Source organism: Actinomycetota bacterium, assembly GCA_040755895.1.
GTDB lineage: Bacteria > Actinomycetota > Aquicultoria > Subteraquimicrobiales > Subteraquimicrobiaceae > Subteraquimicrobium.
On record JBFMAG010000120.1, the window covers coordinates 18,125 to 33,357 of the forward strand.

The 15,233-nt window shown below is 46.5% G+C and carries 20 protein-coding genes and 1 tRNA gene; 1 reads left to right on the plus strand and 20 read right to left on the minus strand.

Features of this window, described 5'->3' with window-relative positions; all coding sequences use genetic code 11:
* Positions 1–11 precede the first annotated feature (11 nt).
* The 10 genes from AB1466_05600 to AB1466_05645 all read right to left on the minus strand — a co-directional run bounded on the left by AB1466_05600 (position 12) and on the right by AB1466_05645 (position 4,838).
* Positions 12–320 (minus strand): V-type ATPase subunit subunit G family protein, encoded by a 309-nt coding sequence (locus tag AB1466_05600; GenBank protein ID MEW6189565.1) that lies wholly within the window; start codon positions 318–320, stop codon positions 12–14.
* A 581-nt stretch (positions 321–901) separates the two neighbouring features.
* Positions 902–1,090, minus strand: coding sequence for a hypothetical protein (locus tag AB1466_05605; GenBank protein MEW6189566.1), 189 nt, complete (start codon positions 1,088–1,090; stop codon positions 902–904).
* Entirely contained in the window at positions 1,050–2,093 is a 1,044-nt protein-coding gene (locus tag AB1466_05610; GenBank protein MEW6189567.1) for a cation:proton antiporter, read from the minus strand. The genes AB1466_05605 and AB1466_05610 overlap by 41 nt, the downstream gene beginning before the upstream one ends.
* A gap of 109 nt (positions 2,094–2,202) precedes the next feature.
* The gene (locus AB1466_05615; GenBank protein MEW6189568.1) at positions 2,203–2,622 is read right to left on the minus strand and encodes a CBS domain-containing protein; all 420 of its coding nucleotides are present in this window, start codon (positions 2,620–2,622) and stop codon (positions 2,203–2,205) included.
* 32 nt (positions 2,623–2,654) lie between these two features.
* Complete coding sequence (locus tag AB1466_05620; GenBank protein ID MEW6189569.1) at positions 2,655–2,990, minus strand: PfkB family carbohydrate kinase; 336 nt, start codon at positions 2,988–2,990, stop codon at positions 2,655–2,657.
* Between the two features lie 168 nt (positions 2,991–3,158).
* Positions 3,159–3,581, minus strand: coding sequence for a PfkB family carbohydrate kinase (locus AB1466_05625; protein MEW6189570.1), 423 nt, complete (start codon positions 3,579–3,581; stop codon positions 3,159–3,161).
* 100 nt (positions 3,582–3,681) lie between these two features.
* A complete protein-coding gene (locus AB1466_05630) occupies positions 3,682–3,885 on the minus strand; it encodes a hypothetical protein (GenBank protein MEW6189571.1) in 204 nt (67 codons plus the stop codon).
* A complete protein-coding gene (locus AB1466_05635; protein ID MEW6189572.1) occupies positions 3,831–4,142 on the minus strand; it encodes a cation:proton antiporter in 312 nt (103 codons plus the stop codon). The genes AB1466_05630 and AB1466_05635 overlap by 55 nt, the downstream gene beginning before the upstream one ends.
* A 5-nt stretch (positions 4,143–4,147) precedes the next feature.
* Positions 4,148–4,465 carry a cation:proton antiporter gene (locus AB1466_05640; GenBank protein MEW6189573.1) on the minus strand — a complete coding sequence of 106 codons (318 nt, stop codon included), beginning with the start codon at positions 4,463–4,465 and terminating at the stop codon, positions 4,148–4,150.
* Positions 4,422–4,838, minus strand: a complete 417-nt coding sequence (locus tag AB1466_05645; GenBank protein ID MEW6189574.1) for a cation:proton antiporter — start codon at positions 4,836–4,838, stop codon at positions 4,422–4,424. Before AB1466_05645 ends, AB1466_05640 begins: the two co-directional genes overlap by 44 nt.
* 303 nt (positions 4,839–5,141) lie before the next feature.
* On the opposite strand from AB1466_05645, the gene AB1466_05650 reads away from it, so the two are divergent.
* A tRNA-Leu gene (locus AB1466_05650) sits at positions 5,142–5,229 on the plus strand.
* 40 nt (positions 5,230–5,269) lie between these two features.
* Here AB1466_05650 and AB1466_05655 read toward each other — a convergent pair.
* From AB1466_05655 to AB1466_05700, 10 genes are all read right to left on the minus strand, one after another.
* Positions 5,270–6,514, minus strand: coding sequence for a SufD family Fe-S cluster assembly protein (locus AB1466_05655; protein ID MEW6189575.1), 1,245 nt, complete (start codon positions 6,512–6,514; stop codon positions 5,270–5,272).
* Positions 6,511–7,299 (minus strand): Fe-S cluster assembly ATPase SufC, encoded by a 789-nt coding sequence (gene sufC / locus AB1466_05660; GenBank protein MEW6189576.1) that lies wholly within the window; start codon positions 7,297–7,299, stop codon positions 6,511–6,513. The genes AB1466_05655 and sufC overlap by 4 nt, the downstream gene beginning before the upstream one ends.
* Complete coding sequence (mnmA, locus tag AB1466_05665; GenBank protein MEW6189577.1) at positions 7,296–8,441, minus strand: tRNA 2-thiouridine(34) synthase MnmA; 1,146 nt, start codon at positions 8,439–8,441, stop codon at positions 7,296–7,298. Before mnmA ends, sufC begins: the two co-directional genes overlap by 4 nt.
* Positions 8,442–8,528: 87 nt before the next feature.
* The gene (locus AB1466_05670; GenBank protein ID MEW6189578.1) at positions 8,529–9,497 is read right to left on the minus strand and encodes a Ppx/GppA phosphatase family protein; all 969 of its coding nucleotides are present in this window, start codon (positions 9,495–9,497) and stop codon (positions 8,529–8,531) included.
* The gene (locus AB1466_05675) at positions 9,494–10,111 is read right to left on the minus strand and encodes a DUF501 domain-containing protein (protein ID MEW6189579.1); all 618 of its coding nucleotides are present in this window, start codon (positions 10,109–10,111) and stop codon (positions 9,494–9,496) included. Before AB1466_05675 ends, AB1466_05670 begins: the two co-directional genes overlap by 4 nt.
* Positions 10,112–10,120: 9 nt before the next feature.
* Entirely contained in the window at positions 10,121–10,606 is a 486-nt protein-coding gene (locus AB1466_05680) for a septum formation initiator family protein (GenBank protein ID MEW6189580.1), read from the minus strand.
* Positions 10,607–10,610: 4 nt separating this feature from the next.
* On the minus strand, positions 10,611–12,026 hold the full coding sequence (gene pyk / locus AB1466_05685; GenBank protein MEW6189581.1) for a pyruvate kinase: 1,416 nt from the start codon (positions 12,024–12,026) through the stop codon (positions 10,611–10,613).
* A gap of 381 nt (positions 12,027–12,407) precedes the next feature.
* Positions 12,408–13,694, minus strand: coding sequence for a phosphopyruvate hydratase (gene eno, locus AB1466_05690; protein ID MEW6189582.1), 1,287 nt, complete (start codon positions 13,692–13,694; stop codon positions 12,408–12,410).
* 49 nt (positions 13,695–13,743) lie between these two features.
* Positions 13,744–14,517 carry a nucleoside triphosphate pyrophosphohydrolase gene (gene mazG, locus AB1466_05695; GenBank protein ID MEW6189583.1) on the minus strand — a complete coding sequence of 258 codons (774 nt, stop codon included), beginning with the start codon at positions 14,515–14,517 and terminating at the stop codon, positions 13,744–13,746.
* A gap of 162 nt (positions 14,518–14,679) precedes the next feature.
* Positions 14,680–15,233, minus strand: a 554-nt coding sequence (locus tag AB1466_05700) for a peptidylprolyl isomerase (protein MEW6189584.1), incomplete at its 5' end; no start/stop codon positions are given.

A 15,233-nucleotide genomic window follows, 5' to 3' on the forward strand; every position in this document is an offset into this window, starting at 1 on the left:
CACTACGGCCACTAAGAAATCAACCTTTCCACGATGAGGTTTATCGCCTTCCGTAAATTTTCGCCGGCTACCTTGCTGATTTGCTTTCTTTTCTCCTCCGCCTCTCTCCTGATGGAGAGGGCTTCTTTCTCCGCTTTTTGCTTTATTTCTTCCTTTACTTTTTTTGATTCTTCTCTTGCTTCTTTCCTCGCCTTTTCAATGATTTCGGTGCCCTCACGGCGAGCTTTTTCTATAATTTCCGCCGCCTCTTGTTTGGCGTCTTCGATTAGTTGGTTGGCTTCCTGTTCAGTTTCGCGGATGACCTTAAGACGCTGGAGCATAATGTCACCTTTAAAAATGCTTGAAAGCCTGCAATTTTGCAAAGTCGAAAAATATATTAACACCAAATCCCATTTTAGACAATCGATTTCATTTTACAAAATTTTGATTCTTCTCCATTTTTAGTGGATATCTTTTTCTCTCCTTTGATGGGAACATATCTTTTTGTTTCCCTCCCTTGATAGTAGAAATCTTTTTGTCTTCCCCTCCCTTGATGGGAGGGGATTGAGGGAGGGTGCTCAGGTTTCAATCACCCCCACCTTCATCCTCCCCCGTCAAGGGGGAGGAAAACATGGAGAAGAGCCTTAATTTTTGATTAATGTTTTTACATGAGGCAACATCAATGTTTCTTTAGGGCTATGGGATAAACATGGCCCATTTTCCCCTGCAAATAAGCTTGGTAAAGTGTGCAAAATATGCAACGAGTTTTATCATTCCTTCTGCAACAGGGAACATTTATCTCTTCCCAGCAATTCGTATCCTTTAGAAATGCAGGGCAATTAAAATATTGATTCGCTGGACATCCCTTCATATCCCGACAGAAATTCATCGAAATCACCTTCGGCAACAAATTTTACTACACTTACTTCAGATACTCCTCCGGTACCTCTCCAGCTTTCACAATGGCCAATTTGGTACAGGGGGGACCGATAAACTCCAAGATAAATGTGGTGGCAGCAATGACATTTATAATCAAAATGCCTAAATGCGCACCCTGCGCCCCAAAATGTCTAAAGGTATGGGAGGCATCGATGGCCAGACCGATGGCCACACCCGCCTGAGGGTAGTAACCCCAATCCCACATACTTTCTCACGGTTTCTGGAGCATCTGTGATCGCTGCTCCGAAGTACGCGCCGAGACTTTTGCCCAGAGCCCTCATCAAGATGTAGATTAGACCAAGTAGACCAAGCTTGGGCAATAGACCGAGCTGCAATTTTACTCCCACGAGAACAAAGAAGAGGAGATAAATGGGAGGAGTAATATTCCTCATGGCATCAAACGCCACCCTATTCTTGGTCGAAAGGTTGATGAAAGTTATCCCCAAAGCCATATTTGTTAGGATTAGGGAAAAGTGGAATCGCAGTGCCAGACCTGCACACAGCATAATGGCACCCAAACAAATGATTAAAAACTCATACTGCTCACGAATCTTCGTGGCTACATAGTTTAATACGATTCCAATGGTCACACCAACAAGTAGAGAACCCAGAATTTCCAGCAAAGGACGGTCCATCAGGGAGAGGGCTAATAAATTTTTGGTGCCAACGATGAGCGCCTTTGCGACAGAGGAGGTAAAGGCATAGGTCATTAAAGCAGCGGCATCATCGAGACCGACCACGGCGAAGAGGGTTGTGGTTAAAGAGCCTTCGGCATGATATTGCCAAAGAACGCTCACGGTTGCCGCTGGAGCCGTAGCCGAAGCTATTGCGCCAAAAATGAGAGCGATGGGCCAACTCTTCGTCAAAAGGAATACAGAGAATAATACCAAGAGAGAAGCGGCTAAAGCCTCAAACACCGTGATGCTGAGGATACTCGTTCCCAACTCTCTTATTTCACTGAATTTGAGTTCTCCCCCGATGGTGAAGCCTATAAGCGCCAGAGCTAAGTTGCTAATCACCCCCAGGTTTTCAGACATCCTTAAGGTGACCAGGTTGAAACACGACGATCCCAACAAAACGCCGATGAACATATATCCCACAACATGGGGAATCCTTATTTTGCCGCTCAGCCATGCTCCACAAAATCCTAAAATGAGGAGTGTTCCTAATAACAAAAAGATGTTCACTTCAGGTTTGGCAACACCTCCTAAAGGCTCTGAAAACCTTTTAAGGATAATTCATCGAAAATCGCAATTAAGTTTATAGGGTGAGATTAGCTAAAATTTAACCTTCTTCCATAAGAGAGCGGCAGAGCTCAGCCCGGCTCACTACTCCCACCAGTTTTCCTTCCCTCACAACAGGTAAAATCTTCAATCCCCTAGCCATCATAATCTCCGCTGCATGGAGGATAGTATCATCTTCAGTAACACAAACCGCTTCTTTGGTCATGAAATCCTTGACATAACGCTCCCCTACTTGGATCATCCTTCGAGCTAACACTGCAAAATCACGAACGAAAAACTCGTCCGTTCTGCCAAATTGCCCGGGAAAGGCGGATTCGATTATGTCCTTTTCGGTGATGATGCCCATAAGTCGGTGCTCATCATCGACCACCGGCACGCCGGAAAATCTATGACGAGCCAATATCCTAGCTGCCTCTTTCAGAGTAGTATTCTCGGAAACAGCTGTGAGGTCGCGGGTCATGATGTCTTTAACCCTCCACCTTTTTACCTCCTTTAACTGTACCCAATCAAGGAATTGCTCACCTCTTGTCGGCTTTCTATCCTATTCTCAACCTTCCTAGCCACAGCTATTGAAGCAGCCATTCCCAGTCGGATGGCTTCATCGATCGCACCGCCCTTTGCCAAAACAAAAGCCATCCCACCTATCATAGCATCTCCTACACCCACTCTGCTCACTATCTCTAAACCAGGAGCACTCGCTTCCCATATTTGCTCCGGAGTAAGCACGATATGATTTATATGATCGGAGGCGATGACCACGACTTGAACGCCTTTGGCCAAAATCCTTTGAGCCACTTCCAGTCTTCGGCGATCGGAATTGAGCCTCACCCCCATGAACTGGTCCGTAGCCCGGATATCGGCTTGACAAGAAAAGGTTGGGCCTCCAGACCCCTGATAAGTGCGGGTTCTGTGGTATTAAGAATGGTCTTTACCCCCCTTTCTCTGGCCATGGTGATCAGCTCAGCATAAATTCCTGGTTCCACACCTTTGGGGAGACTAACCCGCAATGACGACCATTTCACTGCGGGAAAGCGCCCTCTTGAAGGCTCTCTCAAATTCTTGAATCTCCTCGATCGAAACAAGTGGTCCCCTCTCATTGACCTGCGTTTGAGTACGACGTGTTTCGTCTAGAATGATGTAATTTGTCCTGGTCTCCTCGGCTATATGCACAAAACTGGTGGTGATTCCAGCTTTCCTGAGTTCCTCCTCAAGAGATTGACCAGAAGTACCCCCAACAAATCCCATGGCGATGGCTTCGGAACCAAAAGCCTGCAGAAGATACGAGACGTTTACACCCTTGCCCCCCGCCGTAGTCATTAAAACCTCCGCCCGATTTAGCCTATTCAACCTCAAGCTAGAGACCCTTAAGATCTTGTCCACCGCTGGATTTAGAGTCACTGTGGTAATCAAGCCTATCAACCCCCTCCCCCAAACTATATCCTAAAGCAACCAATTCTAAAATTCACTTTTAATGATCCTTTCCATCTGTTTCTGTCAAATCATACCATCACTACCACTTCTATTTCTCCTGAACTTCGCCCGAAGCCACCAGAGCATACCTGGTACCTATGGGTCCTAGTAATTCGCAAACAGCTACAGCTGATAACTCTATAGCCGTAATTAGAGCTGCGAATTCCGGAAATTTGCTTTGGACGATGAGAACTAGTCCTATAGTGAGTCCAGCTTTGGAGAACATGGCAAATCCCAAATATTTCTGGACCACTTTTTCCGCACCAGAAGCGGCGCACCAGCAAATACTCCGCCAACTTTACCAATTCCCCAGGCTATAACATATATTAAGGGTATTAACCAGTTTGCAGTGAGCACATCAAGGCGTAGACTGGCACCAGTTAAGGCAAAAAATACCACAAATGTGGGTAGCTCTACATCTTCCAAGAGTGTAAACACTTCTGAGCTATGAAAGTTAGCCACCGTCAATCCCATCACCATACAAAGCAACAGAGCGGAAAATCCTACCATTTCGCCTATTTCTCCCCCCAAAAGCGCCCTACTAATAATGCGAGTACCTCGTGTCTGTCTTTTACCAACTTAAGAACATAAACCATTATAAATCCCAATACGGCTCCAAAGATTATGGAACCGCCCACTCTAAATAATGGTGTTGTGAACATCTCTGTACTAAAACCTTTTATGCCCACTACCGCCACCACGATGGTAAACAATGTGATGCACGCTGCATCATCCAAACCCACCACCGCTAAAAGTGTGCTAGTGAATGGACCTCTAGCTTTATATTCTCTAATTACAGCCACTGGAGATGCGGGAGCTGTAGCCGAAGCCATAGCTCCCAATAGTAAGGATATAGGAAGGGACATGCCAAGAATAAACTTTGTGGTTAGAAATACTACTACGGAAGGCACCACCTACCTGAGCCAAGGTTATTACCGTGATACTTTTACCCAATCTCTTCAGTTTCCCGAAGTGCAATTCTCCGCCAATGATTAAGGCAATCAAAGCCAATCCTAATACCTTTATGCCTCCCAATGACTCATTCAAACTCATAGGTATGATATTTGTAGCCAAGGGACCAAGGACGATTCCGGTTATGATGTATCCAGCTACCGCTGGGAGTTTAAACAGTCTAGCTATCTTTCCTCCCACATAACCAGCCAATAATAATATGCTTACTCCTATAATTTGCTCGTGGATAGCCATGATTTAGCCAAAACCACCCTTCAATTATCTTTGATGCCACTAAGGGTAAGTCCTTGGCTGTAAATAATAAAACAAAACTATAGCTGTATCAATATATAGGCTATTTGGTTGTGTAGGAATTTTGAGTCATTTCATAATCCATAAATCAAAATTGACACGGTGACATAGGGGAGATGTTGAGAGGATTTTTACATAAGAATTTAAGAGAGCAGATTTCTTGTATGTTGATCTTGTTTTCTGTGTTTGATATATTGATTTTGCTGTAGAATTTCTTGAATGGTGGTTATAGAGTTCGCAAATACGGGGGGTGTAGCCGAATCTGGTACAGGCAACGGACTTAAAATCCGTCGGCAGCGATGCTATGTGGGTTCGAATCCCGCCACCCCCACCATTCAACATTTTTTGAAAAGCAGTTGTTTTTTCAAAGATACCTAAAGCACTTTCTCGGCTGTGAGTTGTACGATTCTCCTGATTTCCCGCTTTAAGTGATCAGGGAGATCCGGTATCTCGGGATCTAAAAAGCCTCGCACAATTAGGGAGGTTGCCTGCTCCTCGTTTAAGCCTCTCGACATCAGGTAATATAATTGCTCCTCTTCGATCTTTCCCACGGCTGCCTCGTGAGAAAGATCACACCCCTCGACTTTTCCTTCTAACTCCGGAATGGCATGAATCCTGGCTTTTTCGGAAAGGAGTAGACCTCGACAATCGAGATGAGCTCTAGTTTCAGTGCGCTCACCGACCAGATGTCCCCGGGCGATTATTTGAGAGGAATCCCTAGCAATGGCCCGTGTGGTTACCTCAGCTTTTGCTCCTCTAGCTTTGAGAACCGCCCGATTCCCCACATCAATGAAGGAATCCCTGCACCCGTAGATTAGGGTATGATATCTGGCTTTACTATCGTCTCCTTGGCAATAAGCTACGGGATACATCTGGAGGGTCTTCACTGGGCGAAAGCAGACGTAATTGCTTAAAAATGTTCCGCCTCTTTCAATGACGGCACCCGTTCTCGGTCTGACCTCGATTTTGGGTGCCCAGCCGTGAATCATGGTGAAGGTGATGGTGGCTCCCTTCTTGATGTAAAACTCGGAAACACCGATGTGCATGCCGAAATCAACCGATGGATGGATTGTGCAGCCGGTGATGATGTGCAACTCGGAATCCTCCTCAGCGATGACGACATTATGGGGACATTGCAGTATTCCATAGCTTCCCATGAATAGACATGCTTGCACCGGTAGGGTGAGCCTTGCACCCGGTTCGGTTCGAATGAAGTAGCCCTCGGTTTGATTGATTTCAGCCATGGCCGTGTATTTATCCATGTCTACGGGAACAGCCTTCCACCAATAATCGGCAAGCCAGTCATATTCCTCCAAAGCCTGGTTCATGCCCATTATCTCTACACCGGGAATACCCTTCTGAGTCCGGGCAACGATAACGGAATGATCACACTGAAAGAAGGTTCCCAAACGCATGGCTTCATTGGAATCGATTCCAACCATCCTCGCGGCCTCTTGAATTTCCTGGGGAAGCTCCCCAGGAGTTGAAACTGTGGGATGATTTGGGGCTTCCCTTTCGAATTTATCGATATCCACATCGGGACCAAGTTTTGCCCGCTTCTCTCTTGCCGCTTCAGCTCTTTTGATGGATTCTCTTCTCCACTTGGGTAACTTGGTCATCGTCTCTCCTCCCTCTCAACCAACCTTTTCATCTCGGGTGGACAAATTTCAAGGTACTCACAATAGCCCTTTTCCTCAATCTTTGAAAATATCTCATAGGGATCCCCGCTGGCAACGATCCGTCCATTACACATCACCGAGGCTCTATGTGGCCTGATGTAGGGAAGAATATGTCGATAATGGGTGACGACCAGAGAGGCACATCTCTTCTCCCTGATGTATTCACCAAGGTCAATCCCCAAAGTTTTTAAAGAGACGATATCCACTCCGGAGTCCGGTTCATCCAGGATCATGAGTTTCGGATTAGCCGCAAAGACCTGGGCTAACTCCGACCGTTTTTTTTCTCCTCCCGAGAAGCCTACATTGACATCTCGAATCCAAAAGGTCTCAGGATCGAGTCCAACTTTGGATAAAAGGGCAGTAGCCAAGGTTTCCCGCTCCTCCTTTAGGGGATCCCAGGGATCCTTTCCAGCAGCGATTCTGATCAAGTCCCTCAGTTTAACCCCTCTGATCTCGGGAGGAGTTTGAAAAGCGATGGAGATTCCCATCTTCACTCGTTCATAAATGGGTTTGTCCTGAAGATCAATCCCGTTAAAGATGATTTTTCCCCTGGTCACCTTGTAATTGGGATATCCAAGGATGGTCATGATCAGAGTCGTCTTCCCAGAAGCATTTGGTCCCATGAGGACATGAACTTCTCCCTCTTCAACTGTGAAGTTCACATTGGTCAAAATCTCCTTACCGGAAACGGTAACGGTTAAATCCTTTATCTCTAGTAAGCTCACTTCCCTCTCCCCTCTCTGATATATCCAGAAATTGTTCCTCCGCCCACAACGATATTTCCATCGTAAAATACCGCAGCCTGACCGGGCGTGATTGCCCTTTGAGGTTCTTTAAATCTCACCCGAACCTTATCTCCTTCTAGGGGAATGATGGTTGCCGGGGCTCCCTCCGCTTTATATCTAATCTTGACCGTAACACTCATTGGTCTTACTAATTTCTCCACCGATATGTAGTTTACCTCCTCGGCTACGAGCTCTTGCCGATATAAATCCCTTGAAGGACCCACGATGAGAGCATTTCTCTCCCCGTCGATGCTGACCACATAGAGTGGCTCCTTACCTGAAATACGCAGACCCTTGCGCTGCCCAATGGTATAAAAGAGTATCCCCCTATGCTTCCCTAGGATATTCCCCTGAGAGTCGAGAATGGGACCGGGATTGATGGCCCGCCTGCCCGTCCGGTAGGCGGGCCTGCCAGCAGGCGCGGCTTCCATATATCCTTTTAAAAACTTCCCGTAATCTCCGTCTGGGATGAAACAAATCTCCTGGCTTTCCTTCGTACCCGCAACGGGTAAGCCAAGCTTTACAGCAAGACGTCGCGTTTCATCTTTGGTGAAATTTCCCAAAGGCAATAGAATATGGGGGAGCTTCTCTTGGGTCAAGGTGTATAGGACATATGATTGATCCTTCGTGGAATCGACACCTTTTTTTAGAATATATCTTCCTTTAAAGCTATTGAATTCGATCCTTGCGTAATGGCCAGTGGCAATAAAATCCGCCCCAAACTCCTTGGCTTTCTCAAGGAGAATACCGAACTTTATATGCTGATTGCACTTTATGCAGGGATTTGGAGTTCGACCACGAGCATATTCTCGGCAAAAGTAGTTGATCACCTTTTGAGCGAATGCTTCCCTGAAGTTCAAGGTGTAATGAGGAATATTCAGATGATCGGCCACCCGGTGCGCATCTCCTATCGCTTTGAGTGAGCAACATCCGCCAAATCTATCCACCCCCTGGGCAATTTTTGGGGATGGCCAGATTTCCATGGTTATTCCCATCACTTCGTAGCCCCATTGCTTGAGTAATGCAGCGGTGATGGAACTATCCACACCTCCACTCATAGCCACGATGACCCTCTCGGTCATTCATTCCACCTCAGAAATGAAATTTTTCCCACCCAAGGAGATCGTTCAATTAACATATTAACACGAACATCAGTGGAAGGATCGACTTTAACCCTGACCCTTAACTAACGAGAGGATCAAACCATCCAAGATATCACATTCACTGACGATTACCTCGCTTAGACCAATGCCCTTGAGAATCCCCAGAAGGATGAGGGCTCCAGCGATGATGACATCGGCTCGAGCTGGTTCCAAGCCCTTGATCTCTTTTCGCCGTTCCAGGGGAAGACTCTTCAACCTCCCCAATATTTCTTCCACTCGATTAACGGGTAACTTCGATCCATGGATTTTATCCGAGTCGTAAACCTCCATATTCTGATCTATAGCCGAAAGAGTGGTGATGGTGCCGGCCACTCCCACGGCCACCAATTCTTTTTCAGCCCTCATTTTCACTAGAACTTCTCGCGAGGTTTCCGTGACAAATCTTTGAAGGGCTTCGACCTCTCGATCCGATGGTGGATCGCTCCTTAAAAACATCTCAGTCAATCTAACACAGCCGATGTCCAAGCTAAAAATCTCCGAAATTTTTGGGGTTTTTTCGAGTCTTCCCAGGATAAGTTCGGTGCTTCCTCCTCCAATGTCGATGACCACGATCGGTCGATGGTCGAAAGTCGCCCAGACAGGCGCCCGTATGGGCGATTGACGAAGGATGTAGGTGGCGCCGAGAAAGGTGAGTTCCGCCTCACGTCTGCCCGTGAGGATATTCACATCGAAACCGATTTTTCTCCTAATTTGCATCAAAAAATCCCTTGCATTTCGGGCATCCCTCACAGCACTGGTTGCTGCGACTTTAACCCGGTTGGTACCATATTCTTTCAAGAGCTCCTTATAGTCCAGAAGTACTTCAAGGGTGCGATCCATTGCAGCTTGATTGATGAATCCATTTCGATCCACACCCTCACCCAGACGCGTGATTACCGCCTTCCTAAGCAGCCATCTCAAACGACCGAGGGAATCGAGTTCGGCGATGAGAAGGCGGATGGAATTGGTGCCAATATCGATGGAGGCAAAATTCACTCCGACTCACACTCATTCTGACAGGAGCTTATCTCACCGATCTTCTTGTGAATCAACTCCCCAATGGGATTGATCCCAGTGGCCAAAAAGTGTGCGTAATGGGCATGGAGGCACTTTATCTTCCCAAAATCGCGTACTCCACCCACGCCGGTTTTTAAGAGGACCCTTTCCTTTGCTGGTGATAGGGACATTCTACTTGCCGGGAAAAGGAGCTGTTTGCGAAAGAGGCGGTAACTCTCATGGGCCTGAACAAATTTTTGATATAGTTCTTCGTCCTTATCCAGTAAAGCTTGGAAGCAATCGATCCACCCCTCGCTCTCAAGCTTTGCGACCTCTTTAATTAAAACCGGACACGTGAGCCAAAAAACGGTGGGAAAGGGCGTTTTATCCTCCAAAATTGGGTTGGTGAGGATAACTAAGGGACGTCCTTTGAAGCAATGTTTTGCCACCCCCAGCAGCCCTTGAGGTGGTCGTCTAAGTTGGCTGGTTATAATTTCTTTCTCCTTAAACAAATTTCCCTTCATCTCCAAATGAAAGTTTAAAAGTACCCTCTCGGATACTTTTATCCCACTATTTATTATACCCAGTTGATACTTTAAGCTCGGTTTATTCATTGTACCTGGTTAAGGAAGGTATGTCAAGAAGGGAAGATTTGGAGGAAAAATTTTCCAAAAAATCTTTATTCTCTCCCAAAAACTAGGTGAGTTTTTCTTCCTCTTCTTTGGTTTGACGGATTCCGTTCGCGCCTCATCCTCTTTCGGGGGAACAACCAAATAAGCGCTCTCACCCGGCTTAATGAGTCCTAAATCCTTTCGAGCGAGTTGCTCTATGTAGTCATCGGTTTTGAGGCGGGCGATTTCCTCCTTCAATGCCTTATTCTTCGCCCTGAGTTCGGCTATATTTTCCCGTAATCTCTCCGACTCTCGCTTTTGCTCCAATCTTTCTTTCAAGGGATAAAGAGCCCATAGAAGCATGAGAACAATAATGGTAACCAGAACGATGTGGGATCTTATAACGCTAAACCTCGTTCTGGGCTTTAATCTTCGGATCTTTAAACCCTTCTGTGATGGCTTGGTTCCCTTTTTTGCCCTCGTTTTCCGGTATCGCATATTTTTACTCCACCCGATGGACTTTTATCAAATTTGTGGTTCCGGGAACGTTCACCAGAACACCGGCGGTTATGATCACCGTATCTCCCCTCTTAACCAATCTGGCTTTTACCGTTGCATCCACGGCCAAACTCAACATATCATCGATATTTTCACTCGGTCTCACCTTCAATGGAACCACACCCCAGGAAAGCAAAAGCCGGCGGGTGACCTCGGGGTTGGGACTTACGGCGATGATTGGTGCCCCTGGACGATATTTGGAGACCTGTCGCGCGGTATACCCGGATTGAGTTGAGGTGATAATTGCTTTGGCCCTGAGGATACTGGCCAGGTGGCAGGCGGCGAAGGCGATTGCATCGGCGGTGGTGGCGTGCACCCAACGACTCTTCGCCTCAAGTAATCCCGCATAATCGAGGACCGATTCCGCCCTCTCAATCAATTTGGCCATGATTCGCACGCTCTCGATGGGATAGCTCCCCACGGCCGTCTCCCCCGAGAGCATAACGGCATCTGTCCCATCGAAAATGGCATTGGCCACGTCACTTGCCTCAGCGCGCGTGGGACGGGGGGATCTCACCATCGAATCGAGCATCTGCGTCGCAGTGATCACCGGTTTCCCGGCTCTAATGGCCCCATTTATTATCCTCTTCTGAACGATGGGGACTTCCTCGGTGGAAATCTCCACCCCCAAATCTCCCCTTGCCACCATGATCCCATCCGAGACCTCTATTATCTCATCGATGTTTTTCACAGCCTCATGCTTTTCTATCTTTGCCATAACCGGTATGGAAGCGCCCCTCTCCTCGATGAGCTTCTTCAAGGCCAAGACATCCTCCGCCTTCCTCACGAAGGATAGAGCCACCCAATCCACACCCCGGTCTAGACCAAAAAATAGATCTTCCTTATCCTTCTGGGTTATGGAGGGTACACTCACCGTGACATCGGGAAGATTAACACCCTTACGGGGAGAAAGCTCACCTCCGGCAATCACCTCACATTTAACATCGCTCTCCGTCTTTTCTTTGACCAGGAGTTGAATGAGTCCATCATCTATGAAAATTGTATCCCTAGGTGAAATATCCTTAAGGATTTGCGGGAAATTGATGGAAACCCTTTCCTGATCACCTGGAACTCGTCGAGCGGTGAGGGTAAATTGTGAGCCTGCCTTGAGATGAACTTTCCCGGCGTGAATTCCACCGATTCGAATCTTCGGTCCCTGTAGGTCGATCAAAATGGCTATGGGAATACCGAGTTCCTTTGCGATCCGGCGTAGGTTGGAGATATTTCTCGAATGGTACTCCTTGGAGCCATAGGAGAGATTAAGGCGGGCGATATTCATTCCGGCTAGCATGAGTTCTTTTAAGATTTTTGGACTTTGGCTGGCTGGACCTATGGTGCAAACAATCTTGGTGCGACGCATTGTATCACCTTAGTCAAGAGTTAGTAGTCGGGAGTAAATACACCATTCACTCCCCACTAACAGACTCCCCGACTACAAACTGATGTTATGCCGAGATAATTCCAAAAAGTAAGGCTTTAAAAATCCTAAATTCGAAATCCTAAATCCTTAACAAATCCAAAATCCAAATCTTTGAAATTCAAACTAATATTCTTCTGGATTTTGGTTTTTGTTTTGATCATTTATAATTTGGTAATTTGATATTGTTTAGTGCTTAGTATTTTGAAACCTGTCCTGAGCTTGTTAAAGGATCAGAATTTAAACCTAAGAGAACCTTTTTGGCGAAGTAAGGGCTTCTTCGCCTCAGACGAATTATGTCTAAGCTATAAACTTATGTCTAAGCTATAAACTGATGTTATAGAAGGCATTCACGCCCGGATATTCCGCCGCATCTCCCAGCCTTTCCTCGATTCGAAGCAACTGATTATATTTACAAACCCTATCGGTGCGGGAGGGAGCGCCCGTCTTTATTTGCCCGGCGTTTGTAGCCACCGCGATATCGGCGATGGACGTATCCTCAGTTTCGCCAGACCGGTGAGAAATAACCGTCGTAAATTTGGACCTTTGGGCCACATTTATGGTCTCGATGGCCTCCGTTAAGGTGCCGATCTGATTGAGCTTAATGAGTATGGAGTTGGCAACTCCCCCTTTTACCCCTCTTTGCAACCGTTTTACATTTGTTACAAAGAGATCATCGCCGACTATTTGGATCCTATCGCCCAATTTATCCGTCAACAATTTCCAGCCATCCCAGTCCTCTTCGGCCATCCCGTCCTCAATGGAGATGATGGGATACTCTTTTACCAAATCTCGATAGTAGTCCACCATTTCATTTGGAGAGAACTGTTTGCCCTCCCCGGCGAGAATATATCTTCCTCTTCGGTAGAACTCGGAGGCGGCGGAGTCTAAAGCCAGGTAGATTTCCTTGCCCGGAGTATAACCCGCCCCATCGATGGCCTCCAGAATGACTTTGATTGCCTCCTCGTTAGACTGAAGGTTTGGTGCAAATCCCCCCTCATCTCCCACCGATGTACTCAAGTTTTTGCCCTTTAAGAACCTTTTGAGATGGTGAAAGATTTCCACTCCCATTCGAAGAGCTTCTCTAAAACAATCAGCACCCACGGGTATTACCATGAATTCCTGGATGTCGAGATTGTTATCGGCATGCCTTCCTCCATTTAAGATATTCATCATGGGAATGGGCAAAATGTGGGCATTTGGTCCTCCGATGTATTCATAGAGGGGAATGTCCAAAGCATTGGCAGCCGCCTTTGCAACGGCCATGGATACGCCCAAAATCGCATTTGCTCCCAATTTACTCTTGTTCTCCGTGCCGTCCAAATGTATGAGTTTAAGATCTATTTCTCGTTGAGCCAGAGCATCCATTCCCACTATGGCCGGGGCGATTATCTCATTTACGTTGCATCTCGCCTTGAGTACCCCTTTCCCCAAATATCTATCGCTGTCATCATCTCGAAGCTCTAAAGCCTCAAAGGTTCCCGTGGAAGCCCCGGAGGGAACGGCGAATCTCCCCCATGAACCATCCTCTAAAAAAACTTCCACCTCAACGGTGGGGTTTCCTCGCGAATCTAGGATCTCTCTAGCAAAAACTCCGGTTATTGCTACCACTTCAATCGCTCCTTTTGGTTCACAGTTCACTGTTCACTGTTCACAGATTTCACTTTTCCAACTTTTTCTTCGCCTCTTCCCAGAGCTCATCCTGCTCCCTGAGGGAGAAATCCTTCAAATTTTTATCCTTGATCCGAACCTCTTTCTCCATATGTTCAAAGCGGCGACGAAATTTATTGGCCACCCTTCTCAAGGCACTTTCTGGATCGATGTCCAGATGGCGTGCCACATTGACCACGGTGAACAAAAGGTCTCCCATTTCGTCCTCCAAATCCCCTTTCCCAGCCAGAGCCGCCTTTAGTTCCCCAACTTCCTCTTCCAACTTATTTATGATATCTTCTTTCCTGGTCCAATCGAAGCCAACCAATGCAGCCTTTCCCTGGAGCTTGAGGGCATAAAGAAGCGCCGGTAATGACCTTGGGATATCCGCCAGGAGGGATTCTTTCTCACTTTCTTTTTCCTTGATCTCCTCCCAATGAGCGATCACTTCCCGCGAAGATGTCACCTTAACATCGGCAAAGATATGAGGATGGCGTCTTATGAGCTTCGAGACGATATCCTCCAAAACATCTTCAATGGTGAATTTCTCCTCTTCTGAGGCGATTTGGGCATGGAAAACTATCTGCAGGAGTAGATCGCCAAGTTCCTCTTTGAGATGGGTAAAATCCTCTCGGTCTATGGCTTCTATGGTCTCGTAGGCCTCTTCGATGAGATGACGTTTTAAAGACCTGTGGGTTTGTTCTTTATCCCAAGGGCAGCCCGATGGACCCCTTAACTTGGACATTATCTCCACTAACTCTTCAAAAGTGTAGTTATCCTTCATGTTCGCAAATCCACTTTAGAACCTCTTATAGGGGTGGTTCATTCACGCAAATTGGTCGGGGATAAACCTAACCATTTTGGTGGGGATAAACCCACGACCCCCACTTTATCACGAAATAAAACCGGATTACCTCCGCCTCAAACCTTCAACCTTGAACCTCATCTAAATGTAAATCTTGATTTTTGCCTTCTTTCTCAATTTTTTAACCCAGGCTTGATACTTTTTCCTTTGTCTCTCTCGGAGCAACTCCCGCTTGACCTGTTCCTTCACCTCTTCGAAGGATTTTTGGTGTTCGGTTTTTTTCTCCTCTAATTTTATGATGTGAAAACCGAACTGAGTCTTAACCACATCACTGATTTCCCCAGGATTTAGTCGAAAGGCGGCATCAGCAAACTCCGGAGCCAATTGCTCCCTGGCCATCCAGTCCAAGCTTCCACCCTGATCCTTAGTCGCTGTATCCATTGAATATTTCTTGGCTAATTGAGCAAAATCTTCACCGTCTTTAAGTTTTTTCAAAATATCCTTTGCCTCTTTCTCGCTTCCCAGAAGAATGTGTCTCGTTTTCGCTTTTTCGGGTTCCTTGTATCTATTCTTATTCTTTTCATAGTACTTCGCCATTTCTTCCTCTGTTACTTCAATGCCCTTTGTGACCTTGGTCCAGATTTTATCCATGAGAAGTTGCTCCCTTAAGCGTACTTTAAATTTACTCGGAGTTA

Excerpts from the sequence above, each read along its gene's own strand:
- AB1466_05655 (MEW6189575.1), bottom strand. The coding sequence starts at position 6,514 with ATGACCAAGTTACCCAAGTGGAGAAGAGAATCCATCAAAAGAGCTGAA.
- mazG (MEW6189583.1), bottom strand. The coding sequence starts at position 14,517 with ATGAAGGATAACTACACTTTTGAAGAGTTAGTGGAGATAATGTCCAAG.
- AB1466_05680 (MEW6189580.1), bottom strand. The coding sequence starts at position 10,606 with ATGCGATACCGGAAAACGAGGGCAAAAAAGGGAACCAAGCCATCACAG.
- AB1466_05635 (MEW6189572.1), bottom strand. The coding sequence starts at position 4,142 with ATGGTAGGATTTTCCGCTCTGTTGCTTTGTATGGTGATGGGATTGACG.
- AB1466_05600 (MEW6189565.1), bottom strand. The coding sequence starts at position 320 with ATGCTCCAGCGTCTTAAGGTCATCCGCGAAACTGAACAGGAAGCCAAC.
- pyk (MEW6189581.1), bottom strand. The coding sequence starts at position 12,026 with ATGCGTCGCACCAAGATTGTTTGCACCATAGGTCCAGCCAGCCAAAGT.
- AB1466_05615 (MEW6189568.1), bottom strand. The coding sequence starts at position 2,622 with ATGACCCGCGACCTCACAGCTGTTTCCGAGAATACTACTCTGAAAGAG.
- AB1466_05640 (MEW6189573.1), bottom strand. The coding sequence starts at position 4,465 with ATGGCTTCGGCTACAGCTCCCGCATCTCCAGTGGCTGTAATTAGAGAA.
- AB1466_05675 (MEW6189579.1), bottom strand. The coding sequence starts at position 10,111 with ATGAATAAACCGAGCTTAAAGTATCAACTGGGTATAATAAATAGTGGG.
- AB1466_05645 (MEW6189574.1), bottom strand. The coding sequence starts at position 4,838 with ATGGCTATCCACGAGCAAATTATAGGAGTAAGCATATTATTATTGGCT.
- mnmA (MEW6189577.1), bottom strand. The coding sequence starts at position 8,441 with ATGACCGAGAGGGTCATCGTGGCTATGAGTGGAGGTGTGGATAGTTCC.